The sequence below is a fragment of the Streptomyces sp. WAC06614 genome, assembly GCF_003949795.1.
Classification (GTDB): Bacteria; Actinomycetota; Actinomycetes; order Streptomycetales; family Streptomycetaceae; genus Streptomyces.
Window position 1 is genome coordinate 1 of record NZ_RPRY01000094.1, and the last position, 22,908, is coordinate 22,908.

29 protein-coding genes are annotated in these 22,908 nt (G+C 73.9%); 19 read left to right on the forward strand and 10 right to left on the reverse strand.

All coding sequences use genetic code 11. The features are described from left to right. Positions 1-126: 126 nt before the first annotated feature. The 3 genes from ybaK to EF918_RS15250 are packed head-to-tail and all read right to left on the reverse strand — an operon-like array spanning position 127 to position 3,028. A complete protein-coding gene (gene ybaK, locus EF918_RS15240) occupies positions 127-621 on the reverse strand; it encodes a Cys-tRNA(Pro) deacylase (protein WP_125645871.1) in 495 nt (164 codons plus the stop codon). A 29-nt stretch (positions 622-650) separates the two neighbouring features. Next, positions 651-1,391: an LON peptidase substrate-binding domain-containing protein gene (locus EF918_RS15245; RefSeq protein ID WP_125645873.1), complete on the reverse strand. Its 741-nt coding sequence runs from the start codon at positions 1,389-1,391 to the stop codon at positions 651-653. A gap of 35 nt (positions 1,392-1,426) precedes the next feature. Next, positions 1,427-3,028 carry an oxidoreductase gene (locus tag EF918_RS15250; RefSeq protein ID WP_125645875.1) on the reverse strand — a complete coding sequence of 534 codons (1,602 nt, stop codon included), beginning with the start codon at positions 3,026-3,028 and terminating at the stop codon, positions 1,427-1,429. Positions 3,029-3,154: 126 nt separating this feature from the next. Here EF918_RS15250 and hisD point away from each other — a divergent pair, with 126 nt between their 5' ends. From hisD to hisF, 8 genes are read left to right on the forward strand one after another with little or no spacing between them, the layout of a single operon-like run. Continuing rightward, positions 3,155-4,474: a histidinol dehydrogenase gene (gene hisD, locus EF918_RS15255; protein WP_125645877.1), complete on the forward strand. Its 1,320-nt coding sequence runs from the start codon at positions 3,155-3,157 to the stop codon at positions 4,472-4,474. Beyond that, entirely contained in the window at positions 4,471-5,583 is a 1,113-nt protein-coding gene (locus tag EF918_RS15260) for a histidinol-phosphate transaminase (RefSeq protein WP_125645879.1), read from the forward strand. Before hisD ends, EF918_RS15260 begins: the two co-directional genes overlap by 4 nt. Further along, positions 5,580-6,173 (forward strand): imidazoleglycerol-phosphate dehydratase HisB, encoded by a 594-nt coding sequence (gene hisB / locus EF918_RS15265; protein WP_125645881.1) that lies wholly within the window; start codon positions 5,580-5,582, stop codon positions 6,171-6,173. The genes EF918_RS15260 and hisB overlap by 4 nt, the downstream gene beginning before the upstream one ends. 2 nt (positions 6,174-6,175) lie before the next feature. After that, a complete protein-coding gene (locus EF918_RS36960; protein ID WP_185921754.1) occupies positions 6,176-6,343 on the forward strand; it encodes a hypothetical protein in 168 nt (55 codons plus the stop codon). After that, positions 6,340-6,975 (forward strand): imidazole glycerol phosphate synthase subunit HisH, encoded by a 636-nt coding sequence (gene hisH / locus EF918_RS15270; RefSeq protein ID WP_125645883.1) that lies wholly within the window; start codon positions 6,340-6,342, stop codon positions 6,973-6,975. Before EF918_RS36960 ends, hisH begins: the two co-directional genes overlap by 4 nt. Continuing rightward, positions 6,975-7,712 carry a bifunctional 1-(5-phosphoribosyl)-5-((5-phosphoribosylamino)methylideneamino)imidazole-4-carboxamide isomerase/phosphoribosylanthranilate isomerase PriA gene (gene priA / locus EF918_RS15275; protein ID WP_125645885.1) on the forward strand — a complete coding sequence of 246 codons (738 nt, stop codon included), beginning with the start codon at positions 6,975-6,977 and terminating at the stop codon, positions 7,710-7,712. The genes hisH and priA overlap by 1 nt, the downstream gene beginning before the upstream one ends. Next, positions 7,709-8,116, forward strand: a complete 408-nt coding sequence (locus EF918_RS15280) for a RidA family protein (RefSeq protein ID WP_125645889.1) — start codon at positions 7,709-7,711, stop codon at positions 8,114-8,116. The genes priA and EF918_RS15280 overlap by 4 nt, the downstream gene beginning before the upstream one ends. After that, positions 8,113-8,868, forward strand: coding sequence for an imidazole glycerol phosphate synthase subunit HisF (hisF, locus tag EF918_RS15285; RefSeq protein ID WP_125645891.1), 756 nt, complete (start codon positions 8,113-8,115; stop codon positions 8,866-8,868). The genes EF918_RS15280 and hisF overlap by 4 nt, the downstream gene beginning before the upstream one ends. A gap of 88 nt (positions 8,869-8,956) precedes the next feature. On the opposite strand, the gene EF918_RS15290 is transcribed toward hisF, so the two are convergent. The 3 genes from EF918_RS15290 to EF918_RS15300 form a co-directional block, all read right to left on the reverse strand. After that, positions 8,957-9,310: a hypothetical protein gene (locus EF918_RS15290; RefSeq protein WP_125645893.1), complete on the reverse strand. Its 354-nt coding sequence runs from the start codon at positions 9,308-9,310 to the stop codon at positions 8,957-8,959. After that, positions 9,307-9,942 (reverse strand): DUF6232 family protein, encoded by a 636-nt coding sequence (locus EF918_RS15295; RefSeq protein ID WP_125645895.1) that lies wholly within the window; start codon positions 9,940-9,942, stop codon positions 9,307-9,309. Before EF918_RS15295 ends, EF918_RS15290 begins: the two co-directional genes overlap by 4 nt. 125 nt (positions 9,943-10,067) lie before the next feature. Next, positions 10,068-10,700 carry a TIGR03085 family metal-binding protein gene (locus EF918_RS15300; protein WP_125645897.1) on the reverse strand — a complete coding sequence of 211 codons (633 nt, stop codon included), beginning with the start codon at positions 10,698-10,700 and terminating at the stop codon, positions 10,068-10,070. A gap of 93 nt (positions 10,701-10,793) precedes the next feature. Here EF918_RS15300 and hisI point away from each other — a divergent pair, with 93 nt between their 5' ends. From hisI to lgt, 11 genes are all read left to right on the forward strand, one after another. Further along, positions 10,794-11,180, forward strand: a complete 387-nt coding sequence (gene hisI / locus EF918_RS15305) for a phosphoribosyl-AMP cyclohydrolase (protein ID WP_125645899.1) — start codon at positions 10,794-10,796, stop codon at positions 11,178-11,180. A 9-nt stretch (positions 11,181-11,189) separates the two neighbouring features. Then, complete coding sequence (locus tag EF918_RS15310; protein ID WP_125645901.1) at positions 11,190-12,680, forward strand: anthranilate synthase component I; 1,491 nt, start codon at positions 11,190-11,192, stop codon at positions 12,678-12,680. Positions 12,681-12,720: 40 nt separating this feature from the next. Then, positions 12,721-13,362, forward strand: coding sequence for a TIGR02234 family membrane protein (locus tag EF918_RS15315; protein WP_125645903.1), 642 nt, complete (start codon positions 12,721-12,723; stop codon positions 13,360-13,362). 82 nt (positions 13,363-13,444) lie between these two features. Next, positions 13,445-13,693: an HGxxPAAW family protein gene (locus EF918_RS15320; RefSeq protein WP_125645905.1), complete on the forward strand. Its 249-nt coding sequence runs from the start codon at positions 13,445-13,447 to the stop codon at positions 13,691-13,693. A 74-nt stretch (positions 13,694-13,767) separates the two neighbouring features. Beyond that, the gene (locus EF918_RS15325) at positions 13,768-14,211 is read left to right on the forward strand and encodes a DUF2752 domain-containing protein (protein WP_125645907.1); all 444 of its coding nucleotides are present in this window, start codon (positions 13,768-13,770) and stop codon (positions 14,209-14,211) included. A gap of 137 nt (positions 14,212-14,348) precedes the next feature. After that, positions 14,349-15,158: an indole-3-glycerol phosphate synthase TrpC gene (trpC, locus tag EF918_RS15330; protein WP_125645909.1), complete on the forward strand. Its 810-nt coding sequence runs from the start codon at positions 14,349-14,351 to the stop codon at positions 15,156-15,158. A 44-nt stretch (positions 15,159-15,202) separates the two neighbouring features. Next, entirely contained in the window at positions 15,203-15,403 is a 201-nt protein-coding gene (gene trpM / locus EF918_RS15335; protein ID WP_125645921.1) for a tryptophan biosynthesis modulator TrpM, read from the forward strand. A gap of 117 nt (positions 15,404-15,520) precedes the next feature. Next, entirely contained in the window at positions 15,521-16,768 is a 1,248-nt protein-coding gene (gene trpB / locus EF918_RS15340; protein ID WP_125645911.1) for a tryptophan synthase subunit beta, read from the forward strand. Then, positions 16,765-17,577, forward strand: coding sequence for a tryptophan synthase subunit alpha (trpA, locus tag EF918_RS15345; protein ID WP_125645913.1), 813 nt, complete (start codon positions 16,765-16,767; stop codon positions 17,575-17,577). The genes trpB and trpA overlap by 4 nt, the downstream gene beginning before the upstream one ends. Before the next feature lie 108 nt (positions 17,578-17,685). Beyond that, the gene (locus tag EF918_RS15350; RefSeq protein WP_125645923.1) at positions 17,686-18,486 is read left to right on the forward strand and encodes a thioredoxin domain-containing protein; all 801 of its coding nucleotides are present in this window, start codon (positions 17,686-17,688) and stop codon (positions 18,484-18,486) included. A gap of 68 nt (positions 18,487-18,554) precedes the next feature. After that, on the forward strand, positions 18,555-19,460 hold the full coding sequence (gene lgt, locus EF918_RS15355) for a prolipoprotein diacylglyceryl transferase (protein ID WP_260610228.1): 906 nt from the start codon (positions 18,555-18,557) through the stop codon (positions 19,458-19,460). A gap of 169 nt (positions 19,461-19,629) precedes the next feature. On the opposite strand, the gene EF918_RS15360 is transcribed toward lgt, so the two are convergent. The 4 genes from EF918_RS15360 to EF918_RS15375 form a co-directional block, all read right to left on the reverse strand. Further along, positions 19,630-20,448: a CoA ester lyase gene (locus EF918_RS15360; RefSeq protein WP_125645915.1), complete on the reverse strand. Its 819-nt coding sequence runs from the start codon at positions 20,446-20,448 to the stop codon at positions 19,630-19,632. Beyond that, on the reverse strand, positions 20,445-21,650 hold the full coding sequence (locus EF918_RS15365) for a CaiB/BaiF CoA-transferase family protein (protein ID WP_125645917.1): 1,206 nt from the start codon (positions 21,648-21,650) through the stop codon (positions 20,445-20,447). Before EF918_RS15365 ends, EF918_RS15360 begins: the two co-directional genes overlap by 4 nt. Then, complete coding sequence (gene rbsK / locus EF918_RS15370; RefSeq protein WP_125645919.1) at positions 21,647-22,558, reverse strand: ribokinase; 912 nt, start codon at positions 22,556-22,558, stop codon at positions 21,647-21,649. Before rbsK ends, EF918_RS15365 begins: the two co-directional genes overlap by 4 nt. Beyond that, positions 22,555-22,908 (reverse strand): ADP-ribosylglycohydrolase family protein (locus EF918_RS15375; protein WP_148141234.1); only part of this gene is annotated, 354 nt, incomplete at its 5' end. The genes EF918_RS15375 and rbsK, both read right to left, overlap by 4 nt.

A 22,908-nucleotide genomic window follows, 5' to 3' on the forward strand; every position in this document is an offset into this window, starting at 1 on the left:
GCGCAAGCCCGCCGGCCCCACGCCGGACGGCGAGCCCCCGCGCTGACGGGGCGGCCCGGCGGCCGTGGGCGAGCGGCGCGGGCCCCGCGCGGGGCGGCCGCGGGCGAGCGGCCGGCACCGCCCCGGTCAGCCGCGGGCGATCGGAGCCAGCACCGCCCCGGTCAGGGCCGCCAGGTCCGCCGGGGCCAGCTCGACCTCCAGGCCCCGGCGCCCGGCCGACACGCACACCGTCCCCAGCTCCGCCGCCGACGCGTCCAGCACCGTCCGCAGCCGCTTGCGCTGGCCGAGCGGGGAGATCCCGCCGCGCACGTAGCCGGTGGTCCGCTCCGCCAGGGCCGGGTCCGCCATCGCGGCCCGCTTGCCGCCGACCGCAGCGGCCAGCGCCTTGAGGTCCAGCGACCCCGACACCGGCACCACGGCCACGGTCAGCTCGCCGTCCACGTCCGCGACCAGGGTCTTGAACACCTGGGAGGGGGACACCCCGAGGGCCTCGGCCGCCTCCTCCCCGTAGCTGGGGTGGGCCGGGTCGTGCGCGTAGGCGTGCACCGTGTGGGTCACACCGGCCGCCGTGACGGCGGTCAGCGCGGGGGTGCCCGCCGCGGCCTGTCGTTTCTTCGCCATGCGACGCGTCCTCGGTCGGTCCGGTGTCGTCAGTTCGGGTTCGTCGGGGTCCGGGTCAGGTCCACCATCGGCAGCGACGGCAGGTGCCGGATCACGGCGGTCTCCGCCCGCAGCAGCTTCAGCTCCTCCGCCAGCCGGGTCGCGGTGTCCGGGGCCTGCAGCAGCCGCTGCTTGGCCGGGACGTCCAGTACGGCCGCCGCCGCGACCAGGTACGACACCACGCCCGGCTCGTCCGGCAGCTCCGAGGCCGAGGCCAGCGACCGCTCCCGGGCCCCGGCCAGCCGCTTCTGGTAGGCACGGAACGCCCGCAGCACCCCCTCGGCCAGCGCGCCCGCGCCGTCACCGGGGTCCTCGGCCAGCTCCTCCAGCTCCGCCACCAGGAACGGGCCGGACGCGTCCACCGACAGCAGCCGCACCCGGGTGGTGCCGGTGGCCAGCACCTCGAAGCTGCCGTCCTCGCGCTCCCGGATGGTCGCCGCGTCGGCGATGCAGCCCACCCGGTGGAACGCCTGGATCGGGTCGGAGCCGAAGCCGGCCGCCGGCCCGCGCTCGGGCAGGGCGGTCTGGTCGGGCATCCCGGGCGCGGTGGGCGCCACCTCGCGGCCGTCGCGGATCGCGACGACGGCGAACCGGCGGGGTTCCTCGTCGCCCGTCCGCAGCAGCTCGCGCATCATGGCGCGATAACGCTCCTCGAAGACGTTCAACGGGAGCACGAGCCCCGGGAACAGCACCGAGTTCAGCGGGAACAGGGGCAGGCGAACGGTGGTCACGACGCACAGGGTAATGGGCCCGCGCCCCGCTCAGGTCACCCGCGGCGCAGCAGCCGGGACGCCCCCGCCGCCACCGTCGTCGCCAGGATCCATCCCAGGACGACCAGCGCGGCGGCCCCCCACTGCCACGGTCCGGTCAGCCGCCAGAATCCCTGCTGGCCGAGATCGATCACCGGCAGCAGCAGATCGAGGGCGAACAGCGTGGGGTTCCACGCCGGGGACTCGCCCGGTTTGATCTCCGGTGGCTCGTGCTGCGCGAACAGCAGCGCCCCCGCCGCCCACAGCACCGCCATCCACATGGCCGCCCGGCCCGGGCGGTACCCGTAGGCGACCGTCCAGTCCTGGAGGTGGCCCCACAGCTTGGCCGCCGGCGGCAGCGTGCGCCGGCGGCGGCGCTGCTTGGCCAGCAGCACCTCCCGGGCGTCGGCGTCCTCGCCGCTCGTCCGCAGCACGCTCGCCAGCCGCTCGTACGGCTCCGGCGAGTACTCCGGGGTCGCCGCCTCCAGCCAGGCCAGCCGACGGCCGAGCGGGAAGTGGCCGCGCGGGGCGAGGTTCTCGTAGACGAACCCCTCGATCGACAGCCGGCCCGGGCCCGGCCAGCTCGTGGACTGGTCGACCAGCTTGACCACCTTCGCCCCGGAGACCACCACCCGGCCCCGCTCCGGCCCCTCCCCGACGAAGCGGAACTCCGGGGTCTGGATCCGCCGCAGCGACACCTCCTGGTCCTCGGCCAGCACGAACCGGGCCCCGTAGAAGTCCACCGCGTCGCCGAACCGCCCGTCGTCCAGCCGCAGCCCGCCCCGGCACTCGAACCGCCGCACCCGCCCGCCGCGGGTCGGCACCGGGGTCTGGCCCAGGCCGAACGGGGGAGTGGAGGTCGGGTCCCCGGTGGCCGCGTCCAGCGCGATCGAGGTCAGGTACAGCGTCCGCTCGACGGTCAGCTGCGGCGCGTTCAGCGCGCGCCGGCCGTACGGATTGGCCAGCGTCGCCCCGCGCAGGCTCATCGACACGCCGATCTTCGCCCCGCGCAGGCTCACCTCCCCGTACGTCCGCAGCAGCTCGCCCTGGAAGTCCTGGGCGACCGACATCCCGTCGGCGGACAGCGCCTTGCCCTTGCCGTCGCGCTGCAGCACCGCCTGGCTGATCAGCAGGTCCGTGCCGATCTGGGCGTCGGTCAGGCGGATCCCCCGCGCCACCCGGCAGCGCGGCAGGTGCAGGTCACCCTCGGTGTGCAGACGGGCCGCGTCCAGCCGCGGGATCGCGCAGCTGATCATGCGCAGGGTGCCGAACCGGGTCTCGGAGAGCTGGACCTCCTGGTCGAAGCGACAGGACTGGAGTTCGACGTACGGCTCGACGGTGCCGCCCGACAGGTCCAGGCGGCCGGTGATCAGCGCCCCCCGCAGCTTGAGCGAGGACACCCGGCCCGGCAGCGGCGGCGGCCCGTGGAGCAGCAGCAGCCCCACCACGTCCGCGCGGACGGTGCGCTCCGGGCCCCAGGTACGGTCGGACATCGGGTCGTCCTGCGCCGGGATGCGGCTGCTCAGATCGCAGACGCGACCGAGCCGGAAGGCCTCCCACATCAGCCGTTCGGCCTCCGTCAGGTCCACCGGTTCCACGTCGGTGCGCACCTCGGCCATGGCGGTCCCCCCTCCGCTCGTCACTGCCCGTACTCGAACGCTAATGCCCGCCGGTGACAGCCGGGGTGCGTATCAGCCAGTGATACGGAGAGACGGTGGTGTGAGGCGGTCTGCGAGAATTGGAACGTGATCTCTCGTATCGACCTGCGCGGTGACGCCCTCCCCAAGGGCGGCGCCCTGCGCGACCTGCTGCCCCGTGCCGAGTTCGACGTGGAAGCCGCCCTGGAGAAGGTGCGGCCCATCTGCGAGGACGTCCATCATCGGGGCACGGCGGCGCTGATCGAGTACGCGCAGAAGTTCGACGGGGTCACCCTGGAGCAGGTCCGCGTGCCCGCCCAGGCCCTGCGCGACGCCCTGGAACAGCTCGACCCCGAGGTCCGCGCGGCCCTGGAGGAGTCGATCCGGCGCGCCCGGATCGTCCACGCCCAGCAGCGCCGCACCGCGCACACCACCCAGGTCGTGCCCGGCGGCACCGTGACCGAGAAGTGGGTCCCGGTCGAGCGCGTGGGCCTGTACGCGCCCGGCGGCCGGTCCGTCTACCCCTCGTCCGTGGTCATGAACGTGGTCCCGGCCCAGGAGGCGGGCGTGGAGTCCGTCGCGCTCGCCTCGCCCCCGCAGAAGGAGTTCGGCGGTCTGCCGCACCCGACCATCCTGGCCGCGTGCGCGCTGCTCGGCGTGGACGAGGTGTACGCGGCCGGCGGCGCCCAGGCCGTCGCGATGTTCGCGTACGGCACCGACGAGTGCGCCCCCGCGAACATGGTCACCGGCCCCGGCAACATCTGGGTCGCCGCCGCCAAGCGCTACTTCACCGGCCGGATCGGCATCGACACCGAGGCCGGCCCGACCGAGATCGCGGTCCTCGCGGACGCCACCGCCGACCCGGTGCACGTCGCCGCCGACCTGATCAGCCAGGCCGAGCACGACCCGCTGGCCGCCGCCGTCCTGGTCACCGACTCCGCCGAGCTGGCCGAGGCCGTCGAGGCCGAGCTGGAGACCCAGGTCCCCGCCACCAAGCACGTCGACGACCGGATCAAGCCGGCACTGGCGGGCAAGCAGTCCGCGATCGTGCTGGTCGACGACCTGGAGGCGGGCCTGCGCGTGGTCGACGCCTACGGCGCCGAGCACCTGGAGATCCAGACCGCCGACGCCGCCGCGTGGGCCGCCCGGGTCCGCAACGCCGGCGCGATCTTCGTCGGCCCCTGGGCACCGGTCTCGCTCGGCGACTACTGCGCCGGGTCCAACCACGTGCTGCCCACCGGCGGCTGCGCCTGCCACTCCTCGGGCCTGTCCGTGCAGTCCTTCCTGCGCGGCATCCACATCGTGGACTACACCCGCGACGCCCTCGCCGAGGTCACCCACCACGTGGTGACCCTCGCCGAGGCCGAGGACCTGCCCGCGCACGGCGCCGCGCTCAAGGCCCGCTTCGGCTGGAAGGTCCCGTCATGAGCACCCTCGGCATCGACGACCTCCCCATCCGCGACGAGCTGCGCGGCAAGAGCCCGTACGGCGCCCCCCAGCTCGACGTGCCCGTCCAGCTCAACACCAACGAGAACCCGTACGAGCTGCCCGAGCCGCTCGTCGCCCGGATCGCCGAGCGCGTCGCCGAGGCCGCCCGCACCCTCAACCGCTACCCCGACCGGGACGCGGTCGAGCTGCGCACGGCCCTGGCCGCCTACCTCACCCGTACGGCCAAGCACCCGGTCGCGCGGGAGAACGTCTGGGCCGCCAACGGCTCCAACGAGGTCATCCAGCAGCTCCTGCAGACCTTCGGCGGGCCCGGCCGCACCGCGATCGGCTTCGAGCCCTCGTACTCCATGCACGCGCTGATCGCCCGCGGCACCGGCACCGGCTGGATCTCCGGGCCGCGCCGGGAGGACTTCACCATCGACGTGGAGGCCGCCGAGCGGGCCGTCGCGGAGCACGCCCCGGACGTCGTCTTCATCACCTCGCCCAACAACCCCACCGGCACCGCGGTCGAGGCGGAGACGGTCCTCGCGCTCTACGAGGCCGCCCAGGCGGCCAAGCCCTCGCTGGTGATCGTGGACGAGGCCTACGTGGAGTTCTCCCACCGGGACTCCCTGCTGCCCCTCATCGAGGGCCGGCCGCACCTGGTGGTCTCCCGGACCATGTCCAAGGCCTTCGGCGCGGCCGGCCTGCGCCTGGGCTACCTCGCCGCGCACCCGGCCGTCGTGGACGCCGTCCAGCTGGTGCGCCTGCCGTACCACCTGTCGGCCGTCACCCAGGCCACCGCACTGGCCGCCCTGGAGCACACCGACACCCTGCTCGGCTACGTCGAGCAGCTCAAGGCCGAGCGCGACCGGCTGGTCGCCGAGCTGCGCGCCCTCGGCTACGAGGTCACCGAGTCCGACGCAAACTTCGTGCAGTTCGGCAGGTTCGCGGACTCGCACACCGCCTGGCAGCAGATCCTCGACCGGGGCGTCCTGGTCCGGGACAACGGCGTACCGGGGTGGCTGCGGGTCACCGCCGGCACCCCGCAGGAGAACGACGCGTTCCTGGAAGCGGTTCGCGCACTGAAGAAGGAGCAGCAGGCATGAGCCGCATCGGACGGGTGGAACGCACCACCAAGGAGACCTCGGTCCTGGTCGAGATAGACCTCGACGGCACCGGCAAGGTCGACGTGTCGACCGGCGTCGGCTTCTACGACCACATGCTCGACCAGCTCGGCCGCCACGGCCTGTTCGACCTCACGGTCAAGACCGACGGCGACCTGCACATCGACAGCCACCACACCATCGAGGACACCGCCCTCGCGCTGGGCGCCGCCTTCAAGCAGGCCCTCGGCGACAAGGTCGGCATCTACCGCTTCGGCAACTGCACCGTGCCGCTGGACGAGTCCCTCGCCCAGGTCACCGTCGACCTCTCCGGCCGCCCGTACCTCGTGCACACCGAGCCCGAGAACATGGCGCCGATGATCGGCGAGTACGACACGACGATGACCCGGCACATCCTGGAGTCCTTCGTCGCCCAGGCGCAGATCGCCCTGCACGTCCACGTCCCGTACGGCCGCAACGCCCACCACATCGTGGAGTGCCAGTTCAAGGCGCTGGCCCGGGCCCTGCGCTACGCCTCCGAGCGCGACCCGCGCGCCGCCGGCATCCTTCCCTCGACGAAGGGCGCCCTCTAACCGTGACCGGCCTGTCCACCGTTCTGATCGTCGTCGGCCTGTTCCTGGCCGGCGGCGTCTACTCCTTCCAGAAGCAGCAGCTGCCCAAGTCGGTGGTGCTGCTGCTCGCCATCGGCTCCGCGATGTGTCTGGTCGCCGGGGTCCTGCGGATCCAAGGAATCTGGGAATGACCAAGAAGGTAGTCGTCTTCGACTACGGCTTCGGCAACGTCCGCTCCGCCGAGCGCGCCCTCGCCCGGGTCGGCGCGGACGTGGAGATCACCCGCGACTACGACAAGGCGATGGACGCCGACGGCCTGCTGGTCCCCGGCGTCGGCGCCTTTTCCGCCTGCATGCAGGGCCTCAAGGCCGCCCGCGGCGACTGGATCATCGGCCGCCGGCTCTCCGGCGGCCGCCCGGTCATGGGCATCTGCGTCGGCATGCAGATCCTCTTCGAGCGCGGCATCGAGCACGGCGTGGAGACCGAGGGCCTCGACGAGTGGCCCGGCACGGTCGAGCCGCTGCGCGCCCCGGTCGTCCCGCACATGGGCTGGAACACCGTCCGCGCCCCCGAGGACACCCAGGCCTTCGCCGGCCTCGACGCCGACACCCGCTTCTACTTCGTCCACTCCTACGCCGTACGGGACTGGACCCTGGAGGTCGGCAACCCCAACATCCGCGCGCCCAAGGTCACCTGGGCCACCCACGGCGAGCCGTTCGTCGCCGCCGTCGAGAACGGGGCCCTGTGGGCGACCCAGTTCCACCCGGAGAAGTCCGGGGACGCCGGCGCCCAGCTCCTCACCAACTGGATCGAGACCCTGTGATGACCGCGACCGCGAAGACGCTCGAACTCCTGCCCGCCGTGGACGTCCGCGACGGCCAGGCGGTCCGCCTCGTGCACGGCGAGTCCGGCACCGAGACCTCCTACGGCTCCCCGCTCCAGGCCGCCCTGGCCTGGCAGTCCGCGGGCGCCGAGTGGCTGCACCTGGTCGACCTCGACGCCGCCTTCGGCACCGGGGACAACCGCGCGCTGGTCGCCGAGATCACCCGGGCCATGGACATCAAGGTCGAGCTGTCCGGCGGCATCCGCGACGACGCCACCCTCGCCGCCGCCCTGGCCACCGGCTGCACCCGGGTCAACCTGGGCACCGCCGCCCTGGAGACCCCCGAGTGGGTGGCCAAGGTCATCGCCGAGCACGGCGACCGCATCGCCGTCGGCCTCGACGTGGTCGGCACCACCCTCAAGGGCCGCGGCTGGACCAGCGAGGGCGGCGACCTCTACGAGACCCTGGCCCGGCTGGACTCCGAGGGCTGCGCCCGGTACGTCGTCACCGACATCGGCAAGGACGGCACCCTGACCGGCCCCAACCTGGAGCTGCTGCGGGGCGTCTGCGCCGCCACCGACAAGCCGGTCGTCGCCTCCGGCGGCGTCTCCTCGCTGGACGACCTGCGGGCGCTGTCCGGCCTGGTCGGCGAGGGCGTCGAGGGCGCGATCGTCGGCAAGGCGCTGTACGCCAAGGCCTTCACCCTGCAGGAGGCACTGGAGGTGGTCGCGGCATGAGCACGTCCGACAACGGGGTGAAGCGGATCTCCTCGGGCGGTCCCTGGGAGGACGTGATCGCGTACTCCCGCGCCGTCGAGCTGCCCAACGGCACGGTGCTGGTCTCCGGCTGCACCTCGGTGGTCGACGGGGTCGTGGCCTACGGCAACCCGTACGACCAGACCGTCAACTCCTTCGACGTGGCCCTCGCCGCCCTCGCCCAGGTCGGCCTGGGTGCCGAGCACGTGGTCCGCACCCGGATGTACCTCACCCACGCCCGGGACGTCGAGGAGGTGGGCCGCGCCCACAAGAAGCTCTTCGACGACGTCCGCCCGGCCAGCACCATGGTGATCGTCGCCGGTCTCGTCGACCCGAACCTGGTCGTCGAGGTCGAGGTCGAGGCCTACCGAGGAGGTGCGGCATGACCCTCGCCGTACGCGTGATCCCCTGCCTGGACGTGGACAACGGCCGCGTCGTCAAGGGCGTCAACTTCCAGAACCTGCGCGATGCCGGTGACCCGGTGGAGATGGCCAAGCTCTACGACGCCGAGGGCGCCGACGAGCTGACGTTCCTGGACATCACCGCCTCCTCCGGCAACCGCGAGACCACCTACGACGTGGTGCGCCGCACCGCCGAGCAGGTCTTCATCCCGCTGACCGTGGGCGGCGGCGTCCGCACCGCCGAGGACGTGGACAAGCTGCTGCGGGCCGGCGCCGACAAGGTCGGGGTGAACACGGCCGCCATCGCCCGCCCGGAGCTGATCCAGGAGATCGCCGAGCGCTTCGGCCGCCAGGTCCTGGTCCTGTCGGTGGACGCCCGCCGCACGGCCTCCGGCTCGTTCGAGGTCACCACGCACGGCGGCCGGCAGGGCACCGGCATCGACGCGGTCGAGTGGGCCCACCGGGCGGCCGAGCTGGGCGCCGGGGAGATCCTGCTGAACTCGATGGACGCCGACGGCACCAAGGACGGCTACGACATCGAGATGATCGCGGCGGTCCGCAAGCACGTGACCGTCCCGGTGATCGCCTCCGGCGGCGCGGGCAAGCTGGCCGACTTCGCCCCGGCGGTCGCCGCCGGCGCGGACGCGGTCCTGGCCGCCTCCGTCTTCCACTTCGGGGACCTGCGCATCGGCCAGGTCAAGGAGACCCTGCGCGAGGCCGGCCACCCGGTCCGCTGACGCCGTCCCGCCGAGCGCGCCCCCGCGCCCTCGGCGCCCGCGCCGGGACGAACGCCCCGCCCGCTCGACGGGCGGGGCGTTCGCCGTGTCAGGCGGGGCCCAGCAGGGTGAGGATCCCGTTGACCAGCTCCACGACCGGTGTCCCCAGCGCGGCGGTGGTGGCCGCGATCCCGGCCACCCGCCGCAGTGCGCGCCGGCGTTCGGCCACGGGGCGGTCGCCGGAGGCGATCACGGGCAGGGCCCCGTCGAGCTCCTCCTGGTCCTCGGCCGCGACCTCGTCCCGGTGCCGCTCCAGCAGCCGGACCAGCTCCTCGACCGCCCGCCGCTGCTCCTCGGGCAGCGGGGCGGGGGCCGCGGGGGCCGCGTGGTGCTGGATGCCGACGTGGTGGTGCCCGCCGTGCACGTTGACCACGTCGCCGTAGTGGTAGGAATCGCCGCTCATGACTTCGACACCCCCGTGTGGCCCGCACCGCCGTAGATGTTGACGCTGTCCCCGAAGTGGTAGTTCTTCGGGTTGATGCTCAGCCGCTCGACCCGTACGGAGAACTCCGCCTCGGGATGCTCGATGGCGTGCACGATCAGCCCGACGAGCTGCCGGAGCTGCTCCTTCTCGGGCAGTGTCACCAGCGCCGTGGACGGGCCGGAGGTCTCCACGCCGAGGACGTACTGGGACGGCGCGGCGAGCCGCACGCACAGCGAGACGACGAGGACGACCGCCACCCCGATCCCCAGGGCCCAGAGCCCGTCGGCGTTCGCGTTGCGCTCCGCGTACGAGCTCGAACCCGCGCTCGTGATCTGGAGCAGGACCAGCACCACGGCCGAGCCGAAGAGCCACTTGAGGAAGGACATGAACGCCCCCCACCGGTCGGGGCGGAGGGTGAACGTGTGCACGCGCGCGATGTTGTGCAGCGGATAGGCGGCCTCGCCCACCCAGAGCAGCCGTCTGCTGATCCGGAGGGCGACCCCGTGCCCGCCCCGCATCGGCGGCAGCGGCGGTGCGGGCGGTGCCGACGGCGCCGGCGGCGTCGGCGGTACGGACGGTGGTGGCGGTGGTACGGCCGGAGTGGATTCCATGACGCCCCCGTTGCGTGCTCGACTCTCCCGAACCGGACGACCCATTAAGCAGGCCCGGCCGGGGGCGGACAAGCACGCGTTCAGGCCAACTCCGCCCGGCCACCAACCCCGGGCGACCGGGCCGCTCAGATGCCCAGTCTGGCGGTGGTCAGCCGGGCGACGGCCTGCTTGTCGCCGTCCAGTTCCACCGCCGCCGCCTCCTGGCGGCCGAAGCAGAACAGGGTCAGCTCGCCCGGGTCGCCGGTGACCGTGACCACCGGGACGCCCTTGCGGGCCACCGCCGTCCGCCCGTCCGGGCGGCGCAGCACCAGGCCCACGGGGGAGCGCCGGCCGGTCAGCCGGGCCAGCTTCTCCAGCCGGGACCACAGGGCGTCCGCGAAGACCGGGTCCAGCTCGCGCGGGGTCCAGTCGGGCTGGGCCCGGCGCACGTCCTCGGCGTGGACGTAGAACTCCACCGCGTTCGCCGCCTCGTCGATCTGCTTCAGGGCGTACGGCGACAGCCGCGGCGGTCCGGTGCGGATCAGCTGGATCAGCTCCTCGTACGGCTTGGCGGCGTACTCCGCCATCACCTGCTCCAGCCGGGCCTTGAGCACGCCCAGCAGCAGCCCGCCCGCCGCGTCCGGGCGCCGCTCGCGCACCACCACGTGCGCGGCGAGGTCACGGCAGGTCCAGCCGTGGCACAGTGTCGGCGCCTCCGGCCCGGCCGCTTCCAACAGGTCCGCCAGCAGCAGGCGTTCACGCTTCGCATGGGTCGACATGCGGGCCAGCCTACGTCCGGGAACCCTTGGCTGCCTGCCCATCAGGCGGACAGCGGCCCGTCGCGCCCCCGTGATCGCGGCACAATGGCCCTCATGAGTACGTCCCCCCGCCCCAGCAGCCTCGACCCGGCCATCGCCGCCCGTCTCAAGCGCTCCCCGGACGGCCTGGTGCCCGCCATCGCCCAGCAGTACGACACCGGTGAGGTGCTCATGCTCGGCTGGATGGACGACGAGGCCCTGCACCGCACCCTGACCACCGGCCGCTGCACCTACTGGTCCCGCAGCCGGGGGGAGTACTGGGTCAAGGGGGACACGTCCGGCCACGTCCAGCACGTGAAGTCCGTCGCCCTGGACTGCGACGCCGACACCGTGCTCGTGAAGGTCGACCAGGTCGGCGCGGCCTGCCACACCGGGGCCCGCACCTGCTTCGACGCCGACGTCCTTCCACTCGCCGCCGACGCCGAACAGCCGAAGAGGTAGGTCCCACACATGGATCTTGAGACGTTCCGCAAACTCGCGGCCGACCGCCGTGTCATCCCCGTCAGCCGCAAGCTGCTGGCGGACGGGGACACCCCCGTCGGGCTCTACCGCAAGCTGGCCGCCGAACGCCCCGGCACCTTCCTGCTGGAGTCCGCCGAGAACGGGCGCTCCTGGTCCCGCTACTCCTTCATCGGGGTGCGGTCCGACGCCACCTTGACCGTCCGCGACGGCCAGGCGCACTGGATCGGCACCGCCCCCGTCGGCGTCCCCACCGCCGGGGACCCGCTCGACGCCCTGCGCGAGACCGTCCAGGTCCTGCACACGCCCCGCGACCTGGCCGCCGGCATGCCCCCGTTCACCGGCGGCATGGTCGGCTACCTCGGCTACGACATCGTCCGCCGCCTGGAGCGCATCGGCGACCACGGCCGCGACGACCTGGAGCTGCCCGAGCTGACCATGCTGCTCACCTCCGACCTGGCGGTCCTCGACCACTGGGACGGCACGGTCCTGCTCATCGCCAACGCGATCAACCACAACGCCCTCGACACCGGCGTCGACGAGGCCTACGCCGACGCCGTGGCCCGGCTCGACGCGATGGAGGCCGACCTCGCCCGGCCGGCGCCGTACACCCCGACCCCGCTGCCGGCCTCCGAGCTGCCCGAGTTCAGCGCCCTGTGGGGCGGAGCGGCGTACCAGGAGGCCGTCGAGGACATCAAGGAGCGCATCCGGGCGGGCGAGGCGTTCCAGGTGGTGCCCTCGCAGCGGTTCGAGACCCCCTGCACCGCCTCCGCGCTGGACGTCTACCGGGTGCTGCGGGCCACCAACCCGTCCCCGTACATGTACCTCTTCCGCTTCGAGAACGGCTTCGACGTCGTCGGCTCCAGCCCCGAGGCGCTGGTCAAGGTCGAGGACGGGCGGGCCATGGTGCACCCCATCGCCGGCACCCGGCACCGCGGGGCCACCCCGCAGGAGGACCACGACCTCGCCGAGGAACTGCTCGCCGACCCCAAGGAGCGGGCCGAGCACCTGATGCTGGTCGACCTCGGTCGCAACGACCTGGGCCGGGTCTGCGAGCCGGGTTCGGTCGAGGTGGTCGACTTCATGTCGATCGAGCGGTACTCGCACGTCATGCACATCGTCTCGACCGTGACCGGGCGGGTCGCGCAGGGGCGGACCGCCTTCGACGTGCTGACCGCCTGCTTCCCGGCCGGGACCCTGTCGGGCGCGCCCAAGCCGCGCGCCATGCAGATCATCGAGGAGCTGGAGCCCTCCCGCCGCGGCCTGTACGGCGGCTGCGTCGGCTACCTGGACTTCGCCGGGGACTCCGACACCGCCATCGCCATCCGCACCGCGCTGCTGCGCGACGGGACGGCGTACGTGCAGGCCGGCGCGGGAGTGGTGGCCGACTCCCGGCCGGAGGCGGAGGACCAGGAGTGCCGCAACAAGGCGGCGGCCGTGCTGCGCGCCGTCGGCGCGGCGAACCGCCTGCACCGGGCCTGAGCCGCCCCCGGCTGCCGCGCGGCCGGGCCTTCGGGGGACACTGGGGTACGTGAGCGCCGTACCCCCACCTCGTACCGAAGAGTCCCGGCCCGCCGCTGCCCGCCCCGGGCGGCGCAGCGTGGCCGTGGCCCTGCCGCTGGGCGCCCTGGGCGCCACCGTCGTCCTGCTGGCCTCGGGGCGGACCTGGGCCCGTGGCACGGCCGACGTCGGCGGCGGCTCGCTGCCGCTGACGGCCGACGGCCGGATGGTCACCGGGGTGCCGGCGGCGCTGGCCGTCGTGGGGCTCGCGGCCCTGGTCGCCGTCTTCGCGGTGCGCGGCCCGGGCCGGCTGCTGGTGTCCGGGCTGCTGGCGCTGAGCGGGCTGGGTGCGGCGGTGGCCGCCGTGTCCGGGGCCTCGGACCGCACGGCCCTGGACCACGAGGCGGCCCGCACCACCGCCGACACCTCCGCCACGGTGGCCGGGCTCACCCATACGGCCTGGCCCTACGTGACGGCCTGCGGCGCCCTGCTGATCCTGGCCGCCGGACTGCTGGCCCTGCGGTTCGGCCGGTCCTGGCCGGCCATGGGCGGGCGCTACGAGCGCGACGGCGGGCGGCCGGCCGGCCGGCCCGCCCCCGTGGACCCGGAACGGCCCGAGGACCTGTGGAAGGCCCTCGACCGGGGCGAGGACCCCACCCGCTGACGACCGTCACCTCCGGGTGCGGGAGAATGTTTTCCGAGCGTTCGACACAGCGCGTGTTCGACGGAGCAACGAGGAGCAATTCATGGCGGGCAGCAGCCACGGACACACCCCGGCCGCCTGGACCGGTGTCATCATCGCCTTCATCGGTTTCTGCATCTCCGGCGCCTTCATGGTGCTGGCGAACCCGCTCGGGTTCTGGGCCGGTCTGGTCGTCGTCGCCCTGGGTGGTGTCGTCGGTCTGGCGATGAAGGCCGCGGGCATGGGTGCCAAGAAGCCCGCCCACGACGACCTCGCCGAGGCCATCGCCGCCGCCAAGGCCGCCCGGGCCTGATCCGCGTACCACGTCGTCGACAAGGCGCGGCCCGTCGGGCCGCGCCTTTCGCCTCGACCGGGGAGAATCAGCGCGTGACCGCCCCCCGTACCGCCCCCGGTACCGCTCCGGCGCCCGCCGGGCCCGTCCGGCGGCTGGCCGCCCCCGTCCTCAGCGGCGCGGCCGTGGCCGCGGCCTTCGCCTACGTGGGCCTGGTCGATCCGAACGAACCCGGACACTATCCGGTCTGTCCGATGTTCCGACTGACCGGAATCCTCTGCCCCGGCTGCGGCGGACTGCGCAGCGCGCACGCGTTCGCCCAGGGCGATCTCGTGACGGCCCTCGGTGACAACGCGCTCGCCGTCCTGGCCTACTTCGCCTTCGCCGGGTACCTCGCCGTGTGGCTGATCCGTAGCGCCCGGGGCCGCCCGGCGCCCCGTCCGGCCCTGAAAACCTGGCACTGGTGGGTGATCGGCGGGGCGGCCCTGGCCTTCACCGTTGTCCGGAACCTGCCTTTCGGTTCCGCCCTGGCTCCCTGAGCCTCGTAGGAAGCTCTCATTCCTCATGTCCACCACGTGGGACGCGGTCGACCGCGTGCGGAGCGACAGGCCCTGCGCGGATACGATGTGACTGCTGACCTTGAACCAGCCGACCGACCCGGAAGGGGGCCGCTCGCGTGAGTGTGCTCGACGAGATCATCGAAGGGGTCCGCGAAGACCTTGCCGAACGGCAGGCCCGCGTGAGCCTCGACGAGCTCAAGGAGCGTGCCGCCAAGGCGCCCCAGGCCAAGGACGGCGTCGCGGCCCTGCGCGGCGACGGCGTGAAGGTGATCTGTGAGGTCAAGCGCTCCAGCCCGTCCAAGGGCGCGCTGGCCGCGATCGCCGACCCGGCCGGGCTCGCCGCCGACTACGCGGCGGGCGGCGCGGCCGTCATCTCCGTCCTGACCGAGCAGCGCCGCTTCGGCGGCTCGCTGGCCGACCTCGAAGCCGTCCGCGCCCGCGTGGACGTCCCGATCCTGCGCAAGGACTTCATCGTCACGGCGTACCAGCTCTGGGAGGCCCGCGCCTACGGCGCCGACCTCGCGCTGCTGATCGTGGCGGCCCTGGAGCAGGAGGCCCTCGTCTCCCTCATCGAGCGGGCCGAGTCCATCGGGCTCACCCCGCTGGTCGAGGTCCACGACGAGGAGGAGGTCGAGCGCGCGGTGGCCGCAGGCGCCAGGATCATCGGCGTCAACGCCCGCAACCTCAAGACCCTGGAGGTCGACCGCTCCACCTTCGAGCGGGTCGCCCCGGAGATCCCCGCCCACATCGTGAAGGTCGCCGAGTCCGGCATCCGCGGACCCCACGACCTGATCGCCTACGCCAACGAGGGCGCCGACGCCGTCCTGGTCGGCGAGTCCCTGGTCACCGGCCGTGACCCGAAGGCGGCCGTGGCCGACCTCGTCGCCGCCGGCGCCCACCCCGCCCTGCGCCACGGGCGGAGCTGAGCCGAGCCGTGTCCGCCGCCCACCGCACCCGCCGCCGTCGCCCCCTGTGCCCGGGGCCGGTCGGCGCGCCCGCGGCCACGGCGGCGGTCCCCCGCGACCCGCACGCCCCGCTGGCCCGCGGCTGCAAGCCGCGCGGCTGCCGGGCCCCGGCCCGGCGGGTGCTGGGCCGCCGCGTGCGGTACGTGATCGGCTCCGAGCCGGGCCAGGTCAACGGCATGCGATGGCGCCGTGGAGCAGCGCGGTAGCCGTCCCCGTCCCGCCCCCGTCCCGCCGTTGCAGCAGTGCTGTAGCGGGGCGCGAGGGTCGTGGGACCTACGGCGCAATACGGTGCATTCAACCGTCGCTTCCGTAGGAGTACTGGCATGTCCAGCGAGTTCTTCATCCCGGACCCTGAGGGTCACGTCCCCAACGCCGAGGGCTACTTCGGCGACTTCGGCGGCAAGTTCATCCCGGAGGCCCTCGTCGCCGCCGTGGACGAGGTCGCCGTCGAGTACGAGAAGGCCAAGGACGACCCGGCCTTCGCGGCCGAGCTCACCGACCTCCTGGTCAACTACACCGGCCGCCCCAGCGCCCTGACGGAGGTCCCGCGGTTCGCCGAGCACGCGGGCGGCGCGCGGATCTTCCTCAAGCGCGAGGACCTCAACCACACCGGCTCGCACAAGATCAACAACGTGCTGGGCCAGGCCCTGCTCACCAAGCGCATGGGCAAGACCCGCGTGATCGCCGAGACCGGCGCCGGACAGCACGGCGTGGCCACCGCCACCGCCTGCGCCCTGTTCGGCCTGGAGTGCACGATCTACATGGGCGAGATCGACACCCAGCGCCAGGCCCTCAACGTGGCCCGGATGCGCATGCTGGGCGCCGAGGTCGTCCCCGTGAAGTCCGGCTCGCGGACCCTGAAGGACGCCATCAACGAGGCGTTCCGCGACTGGGTCGCCAACGTCGACCGGACCCACTACCTGTTCGGCACCGTCGCCGGCCCGCACCCCTTCCCGGCGATGGTCCGCGACTTCCACCGGGTCATCGGCGTCGAGGCCCGCCGGCAGATCCTGGAGCGCACCGGCCGGCTCCCCGACGCCGTCGCCGCCTGCGTCGGCGGCGGGTCCAACGCCATCGGCCTCTTCCACGCCTTCATCCCGGACGCCTCCGTCCGCCTGGTCGGCCTGGAGCCGGCCGGACACGGCGTGGAGACCGGCGAGCACGCGGCCACCCTGACCGCGGGCGAGCCCGGCATCCTGCACGGCTCCCGCTCCTACGTCCTCCAGGACGAGGAGGGCCAGATCACCGAGCCCTACTCGATCTCGGCGGGCCTGGACTACCCGGGCATCGGCCCCGAGCACGCCTACCTCAAGAGCACCGGCCGCGGCGAGTACCGCGCGGTCACCGACGACGCCGCCATGCAGGCCCTGCGCCTGCTCTCGCGCACCGAGGGCATCATCCCCGCCATCGAGTCCGCGCACGCCCTCGCGGGCGCCCTCGACCTGGGCAAGGAGCTGGGCAAGGACGGCCTGCTGGTCGTCAACCTGTCCGGCCGCGGGGACAAGGACATGGACACGGCCGCCCGCTACTTCGGGCTGTACGACGGCGCTGCCGAGGGGGAGAGCAAGTGAGCGGGAACATCCAGCTGCTGAGCGACACGCTCGCCAAGGCCAGGTCCGAGGACCGGGCCGCCCTCGTCGCCTACCTGCCGGCCGGCTTCCCGACCGTCGACGGCGGCATCGAGGCGGCCCGGGCCGTCCTCGCCGGCGGCGCCGACATCGTCGAGATCGGCCTGCCCCACTCCGACCCGGTGCTCGACGGCCCGGTCATCCAGACCGCCGACGACATCGCCCTGCGCGGCGGCGTCAAGATCGCCGACGTCATGCGCACGGTCCACGAGGTCCACACGGCCACCGGCGCCCCGGTCCTGGTCATGACCTACTGGAACCCGATCGACCGGTACGGCGTCGAGCGGTTCACCGCCGAGCTGGCGGCGGCCGGCGGCGCCGGCTGCATCCTGCCCGACCTGCCGGTCCAGGAGTCCGCGCTGTGGCGCGAGCACGCCGACAAGCACGGGCTGGCCACCGTCTTCGTCGTCGCCCCGTCCAGCAAGGACGAGCGCCTGGCCACCATCACCGCGGCCGGCACCGGCTTCGTCTACGCCGCCTCGCTGATGGGCGTCACCGGCACCCGCGACTCGGTCGGCGAGCAGGCCAAGGACCTGGTCGAGCGCACCCGCCGGACCACCGACACCCCGGTCTGCGTGGGCCTGGGCGTCTCCAACGCCGCGCAGGCCAAGGAGGTCGCCGGTTTCGCCGACGGGGTGATCGTCGGCTCGGCCTTCGTCAAGCTGCTGCTGGACGCGCCGGACCTGCCGGCCGGGCTGGCGGCCGTACGGGCGCTGGCCGGCGAGCTCGCCGAGGGCGTCCGGCGCGGCTGACGTACCGGCTGACGCACGACTGTTCCCCCCGGAGGGTTCTGTAGCCCGATCGGGTGGAAGTGGGAGCGGGGAGGCACGCGAGTGCCTCCCCGCTTCGTTCCGCAGGGCGTGAACGAGAAGAACCACGGTGCGAACCGCGAAGCGAAACGATCGGCCCGGGAGCGGCTCCAGCAGGAGCGCGAGCGGCAGAAGTCCCGGGACAAGCGGCGCCGCACGCTGATCGTGGCCGGCGCCGTGGTCGGCGTCCTGGGCCTGGCGGCCGTCGTCGGCGTGATCGCGGCCAACACCGGCAAGGGCGGCGCCGCCAAGGGCGGCCCGGCCGTCGCCCCCTCCGGGGCGACCGGCAAGGACGCCCTGGCCATCCAGACGGGTCCGGACGGGGCCACCTCCACGCTCGTCGTCTGGGAGGACTTCCGCTGCCCGGCCTGCAAGGCGTTCGAGGACGCCTACCGCAGCACCATCCACGAGCTGGAGGCCAAGGGCCGGCTCAAGGTCGAGTACCACCTGGTCACCCTCATCGACGGCAACATGGGCGGCAGCGGCTCCCTCAAGGCGGCCAACGCGGCGGCCTGCGCCCAGGACGCCGGCAAGTTCTCCGCCTTCCACGACGTGCTCTTCCAGAACCAGCCGGCGGAGACCGACGACGCCTACAGCAAGGACGCCAAGCTGATCGAGCTCGCCCGGAAGGTCGACGGGCTGGTCACCCCCACGTTCGAGAAGTGCGTGGCCGACGGGGTGCACAACGCCTGGGTCGGCAAGTCCTACGAGGCCTTCGCCAAGGGCAAGTTCCGCGGCACCCCGACCATCCTGCTCGACGGCAAGGACATCTTCGGGGACCAGGCCGACCCGCTGACCCCGCAGAAGCTCAAGGAGAAGGTGGAGGCCGCCGCCAAGGGCAGCGGCAGCTGACGTTTTGGTATCGCATTGCCGGGCGGGTTGCGGTCCGCACCGCCCGGCAGGGTAGCGTCGGTCCTGCCATGACTCTTGCCTACATCCCCAGCCCGTCGACCGGCGTGGTCCACCTCGGACCGATCCCGCTGCGCGGCTACGCGTTCTGCATCATCATCGGCGTCTTCGTCGCCGTCTGGCTCGGCAACAAGCGCTGGATCGCGCGCGGCGGCAAGCCGGGCACGGTCGCGGACATCGCCGTGTGGGCCGTGCCGTTCGGCCTGGTCGGCGGTCGTCTCTACCACGTGATCACCGACTACCAGCTGTACTTCGGCGAGGGCCGGAACTGGGTCGACGCCTTCAAGATCTGGGAAGGCGGACTCGGTATCTGGGGCGCGATCGCGCTCGGCGCGGTCGGCGCGTGGATCGGCTGCCGCCGCCGCGGCATCCCGCTCCCGGCCTGGGCGGACGCCCTGGCCCCCGGCATCGCGCTGGCCCAGGCGATCGGCCGCTGGGGCAACTGGTTCAACCAGGAGCTGTACGGCCGTGCGACGGACCTGCCCTGGGCGCTGAAGATCAGCGAGGGCCCGAACCGGGTCGCGGGCACCTACCACCCGACGTTCCTGTACGAGTCGCTGTGGTGCATCGGCGTGGCGCTGCTGGTCATCTGGGCCGACCGCCGCTTCCGGCTGGGCCACGGGCGGGCCTTCGCCCTGTACGTCGCGGCGTACTGCGCGGGCCGCGGCTGGATCGAGTACATGCGCGTGGACGAGGCCCACCACGTGCTCGGCCTGCGCCTGAACGTCTGGACCGCCCTGGTGGTCCTCGTCCTGGCGGTCGTCTACTTCGTCCTCTCGGCCAAGCTGAGGCCCGGCCGGGAGACCGTGGTGGAACCCGACCGCACCCCACCCACGGACCCCACCCCGGGGGCGGAAGCCGAGCCCGAAGCCGAGGCCGACCCGGCCCCGACCGAGGACAAGCTGAAAAAGGCCTGACACCAGCAGGGGCACCGCACGAAGCGGTGCCCCTGCTGCATCCCGCCAGAGCCTGCGCGCCCAGCCGAGCCGGCCCCCCAGGGGTGCGGGGAACTGCGCGCCCGGCCGGGGACGGCAGAAGGGCGAGGGGACGGCAGGGAGCCCCCGCCCGGCCACGCCCAGGTGGTGGTCACCAGACCTGGGCGGCCCGCTCCGCCAGGAGCAAGGTCCGCCGCGCGGCGGAGACCACGGCCGGGTCGACGAACCGCCCGTCCGCCAAGGCCTGCGCCCCCGGCACGGCTTTGGCCGCGGTCACGATCTCCTCCGCCGCGGACACCTCCTCCGGCCCCGGCAGATAGGCCCGCTCGATCACCGCGAGCTGCCGCGGATGGATCGCCGCCCGCCCCAGGAACCCCAGCGCCCGCCCCCGGGCGCACGACACGGCCAGCGCCTCCAGGTCCCGGATGTCGGGGAACACCGACTGCGCGGGCGGCGGCAGCCCGGCCGCCCGGGCCGCCGTCACCACCCGGGACCGCGGCCAGTCCAGCCCCGCGTCCGCCGACACCCCGAGGTCCGCCCGCAGGTCCGCCTCGCCCAGCGCCAGCCCGCGCAGCGCGGGATGGGCCCGGGCGATGTCGTACGCCCGTTCCACCCCCAGCGCCGACTCCAGCAGCGCGTACAGCGCCACCCCGCCGGAGCGGTCCGCCGCCACCGCGACCTGCTCGGGGCCGCTCACCTTCGGCAGCCGTACGCCCGCCAGCCCGCGCAGCCCGGCCAGCGCGGCCAGGTCGGCCCCGGCCCACGGCGAGTCCGGGGCGTTGACCCGTACGTGCACCGGCACCGGCGGCCGGTCCGCCAGGAGCTCCGCGGTCGCCGCGCGGGCGTACTCCTTCCGGGAGGCCGGCACCGCGTCCTCCAGGTCCACGATCACCGCGTCGGCCCCCGCGGCCAGCGCCTTGGCCACCACCGCGGGCCGGTCGCCGGGCGCGTACAGCCAGGTCAGGATCACAGGACCCGGTCCTCGCGCAGCGCGGCGACCTCGGCCGCGGACAGCCCGAGCTCGGCGAGCACCGCGTCGGTGTCCGCGCCGTGCGGGCGGCCCGCCCAGCGGATCCCGCCGGGGGTCGCGGACAGCCGGAACAGCACGTTCTGCATCCGCAGCGGCCCGAGCTCGGGGTCGTCGACCTCGGTCACCGTCTCCAGAGCGGCGTACTGCGGGTCGGTCATGACGTCCCGTACGTCGTGGACCACCGCGACGGCCGCCTGCGCCTCCTCGAAGGCGCCGACGACCTCCTCCGCCTTGTGGCGGCCGATCCACCCGCCCACCGCCTCGTCCAGCAGGTGCGCGTGCGCGGCCCGACCCGAGCCGGTCGAGAACCACGGCTCCTCGGCCAGCTCGGGCCGGCCCACCAGCCGGACCACCCGCTCGGCGACGGAGGTCGCCGAGGCGGAGACGGCCAGCCAGCGGTCGTCGGCCGAGCGGTAGGTGTTGCGGGGGGCGTTGTTCGGGGAGCGGTTGCCGGTGCGCGGCTGGACGTAGCCGAGCTGGTCGTACCAGAGCGGCTGCGGGCCCAGGACGGTCAGGATCGGCTCGATGATCGCCAGGTCCACGACCTGGCCCCGCCCGGTGCGCCCGCGCCCGGCCAGCGCGGTCATCACGGCGTACGCGGCGGTGAGCGCGGCGATGGAGTCGGCCAGCCCGAAGGGCGGCAGTGTGGGCGGCCCGTCCGGGTCCCCGGTGAGCGCGGCGAAGCCGCTCATCGCCTCGGCGAGGGTGCCGAAGCAGGGACGCCGGGCGTACGGGCCCACCTGGCCGAAGCCGGTGACCCGGGCCAGCACCAGCCGCGGGTTGGCCGCGCTCAGCTCCTCCCAGCCCAGGCCCCAGCGCTCCAGGGTGCCCGGGCGGAAGTTCTCGATCACCACGTCGGCCCCGGCGGCCAGCCGCAGCAGGACCTCCCGGCCGGCGGGCGTGGACAGGTCGAGGGTGACCGTGCGCTTGTTCCGGCCGAGCAGCTTCCACCACAGCCCGACGCCGTCCTTGGCCGGGCCGTGGCCCCGGGAGGGGTCGGGCCGGTCCGGGTGCTCGACCTTGATCACCTCGGCGCCGAAGTCGCCGAGCAGGGTCGCGGCCAGTGGACCGGCGAACAGGGTGGCGAGGTCCAGCACCCGCAGCCCGGCCAGGGGACCGGCGGCCGGCGCGGAGCCGGTCATGAGGCGGGGCCGCTGAGCGCGGAGCGGGCGGCGTCGACCTCGGCCCGGGCGGGCATCGAGGCCTGCGCACCGGGCCGCTGCACGGACAGCGCGGCCGCCGCGCAGGCCCAGGCCAGGGCCTCCCGCTCCGGCCGGCCCTCGCCGAGGGCCACGGCGAGCGCCCCGACGAAGGTGTCCCCGGCGGCGGTGGTGTCCACCGCCCGGACCCGGGGCGCGGCCACGGTGAACGGCTCGCGGCCGCGGGCGGCGTACAGCACCCCGGCGGAGCCGAGGGTGACGGCCACCGCGGGCACCTGCTGGAGCAGGGCCTCGGCGGCCCGGTCGGTGTCGGTGAGCCCGGTGAGGGCGGCTGCCTCGTGCTCGTTGGGCACCAGCAGGTCGGTGGCGGCCAGCAGTTCGGGGGGCAGCGGCTGGGCGGGGGCCGGCGTCAGCACGGTCCGTACGCCGTGGGCGCGGGCGGCCCGGGCCCCGGCGGTGACCACCTCCAGTGGGACCTCCAGCTGGAGCAGCAGGGTGTCCGCGGCGGCGATCCGGGCCTCGTCCCCGTCCTCCAGGGCGGTGAGGCGGGCGTTGGCGCCGGGGACGACGACGATGCTGTTGCCGCCCTCGTCGTCCACGGTGATGTGCGCGGTGCCGCTGGCGCCCTCGACGGTGCGCAGGGCGGCGGTGTCGACCCCGGCGGCGCCGAGGGAGGAGCGCAGCCGCAGCCCGAACTCGTCGGTGCCGACCGCCCCGATCATCGTCACCCGCCCGCCGCACCGGGCGGCGGCCACGGCCTGGTTGGCGCCCTTGCCGCCGGGGACGGTGCGGAACTCCCGGCCGGTCACGGTCTCGCCGAGGCGGGGCGCCTTGGCGACGTAGGCGACGAGGTCCATGTTCGTACTGCCGAGCACGGCGATGGCCGTCATGAGCGGGCTGCCTCCTGTGCGGTGAGATGGGCGAGGGTGTCGAAGCCGATGCCGTGGAAGCCGGCGACGGTGGTGGCCAGCCGGTTCTTCAAGGGCGCGGTCCAGCGGTCGGGGAGGGCGGCCGGGCTGCCGGCCAGCAGGCCGGCGAGGGAGCCGGCGGTGGCGCCGTTGGAGTCGGTGTCCCAGCCGCCGGAGACGGCGTGGCACACGGAGCGGGTGAAGTCGCCGTCGGCGTGGGTGAGGGCGGCGGCGATCAGGGCGGTGTTGGGGACGGCGTGCACCCAGTGGTAGTGCCCGTAGCGGGCGTGCAGGGCGTCCACGACGGTGTCGAAGCCGGTGGGGCCGGCGGG

Bases quoted from the DNA above. Each gene is read 5' to 3' on its own strand.
- EF918_RS15250 (WP_125645875.1), bottom strand. From the start codon at position 3,028: ATGGCCGAGGTGCGCACCGACGTGGAACCGGTGGACCTGACGGAGGCC.
- EF918_RS15290 (WP_125645893.1), bottom strand. From the start codon at position 9,310: ATGAGCGGCGATTCCTACCACTACGGCGACGTGGTCAACGTGCACGGC.
- hisF (WP_125645891.1), top strand. From the start codon at position 8,113: ATGACCCTCGCCGTACGCGTGATCCCCTGCCTGGACGTGGACAACGGC.
- hisB (WP_125645881.1), top strand. From the start codon at position 5,580: ATGAGCCGCATCGGACGGGTGGAACGCACCACCAAGGAGACCTCGGTC.
- EF918_RS15365 (WP_125645917.1), bottom strand. From the start codon at position 21,650: ATGACCGGCTCCGCGCCGGCCGCCGGTCCCCTGGCCGGGCTGCGGGTG.
- rbsK (WP_125645919.1), bottom strand. From the start codon at position 22,558: ATGACGGCCATCGCCGTGCTCGGCAGTACGAACATGGACCTCGTCGCC.
- EF918_RS15260 (WP_125645879.1), top strand. From the start codon at position 4,471: ATGAGCACCCTCGGCATCGACGACCTCCCCATCCGCGACGAGCTGCGC.
- ybaK (WP_125645871.1), bottom strand. From the start codon at position 621: ATGGCGAAGAAACGACAGGCCGCGGCGGGCACCCCCGCGCTGACCGCC.
- EF918_RS15295 (WP_125645895.1), bottom strand. From the start codon at position 9,942: ATGGAATCCACTCCGGCCGTACCACCGCCACCACCGTCCGTACCGCCG.
- EF918_RS15310 (WP_125645901.1), top strand. From the start codon at position 11,190: ATGGATCTTGAGACGTTCCGCAAACTCGCGGCCGACCGCCGTGTCATC.
- priA (WP_125645885.1), top strand. From the start codon at position 6,975: ATGACCGCGACCGCGAAGACGCTCGAACTCCTGCCCGCCGTGGACGTC.
- trpB (WP_125645911.1), top strand. From the start codon at position 15,521: ATGTCCAGCGAGTTCTTCATCCCGGACCCTGAGGGTCACGTCCCCAAC.
- hisI (WP_125645899.1), top strand. From the start codon at position 10,794: ATGAGTACGTCCCCCCGCCCCAGCAGCCTCGACCCGGCCATCGCCGCC.
- EF918_RS15320 (WP_125645905.1), top strand. From the start codon at position 13,445: ATGGCGGGCAGCAGCCACGGACACACCCCGGCCGCCTGGACCGGTGTC.
- hisH (WP_125645883.1), top strand. From the start codon at position 6,340: ATGACCAAGAAGGTAGTCGTCTTCGACTACGGCTTCGGCAACGTCCGC.
- EF918_RS15280 (WP_125645889.1), top strand. From the start codon at position 7,709: ATGAGCACGTCCGACAACGGGGTGAAGCGGATCTCCTCGGGCGGTCCC.
- EF918_RS15300 (WP_125645897.1), bottom strand. From the start codon at position 10,700: ATGTCGACCCATGCGAAGCGTGAACGCCTGCTGCTGGCGGACCTGTTG.
- lgt (WP_260610228.1), top strand. From the start codon at position 18,555: ATGACTCTTGCCTACATCCCCAGCCCGTCGACCGGCGTGGTCCACCTC.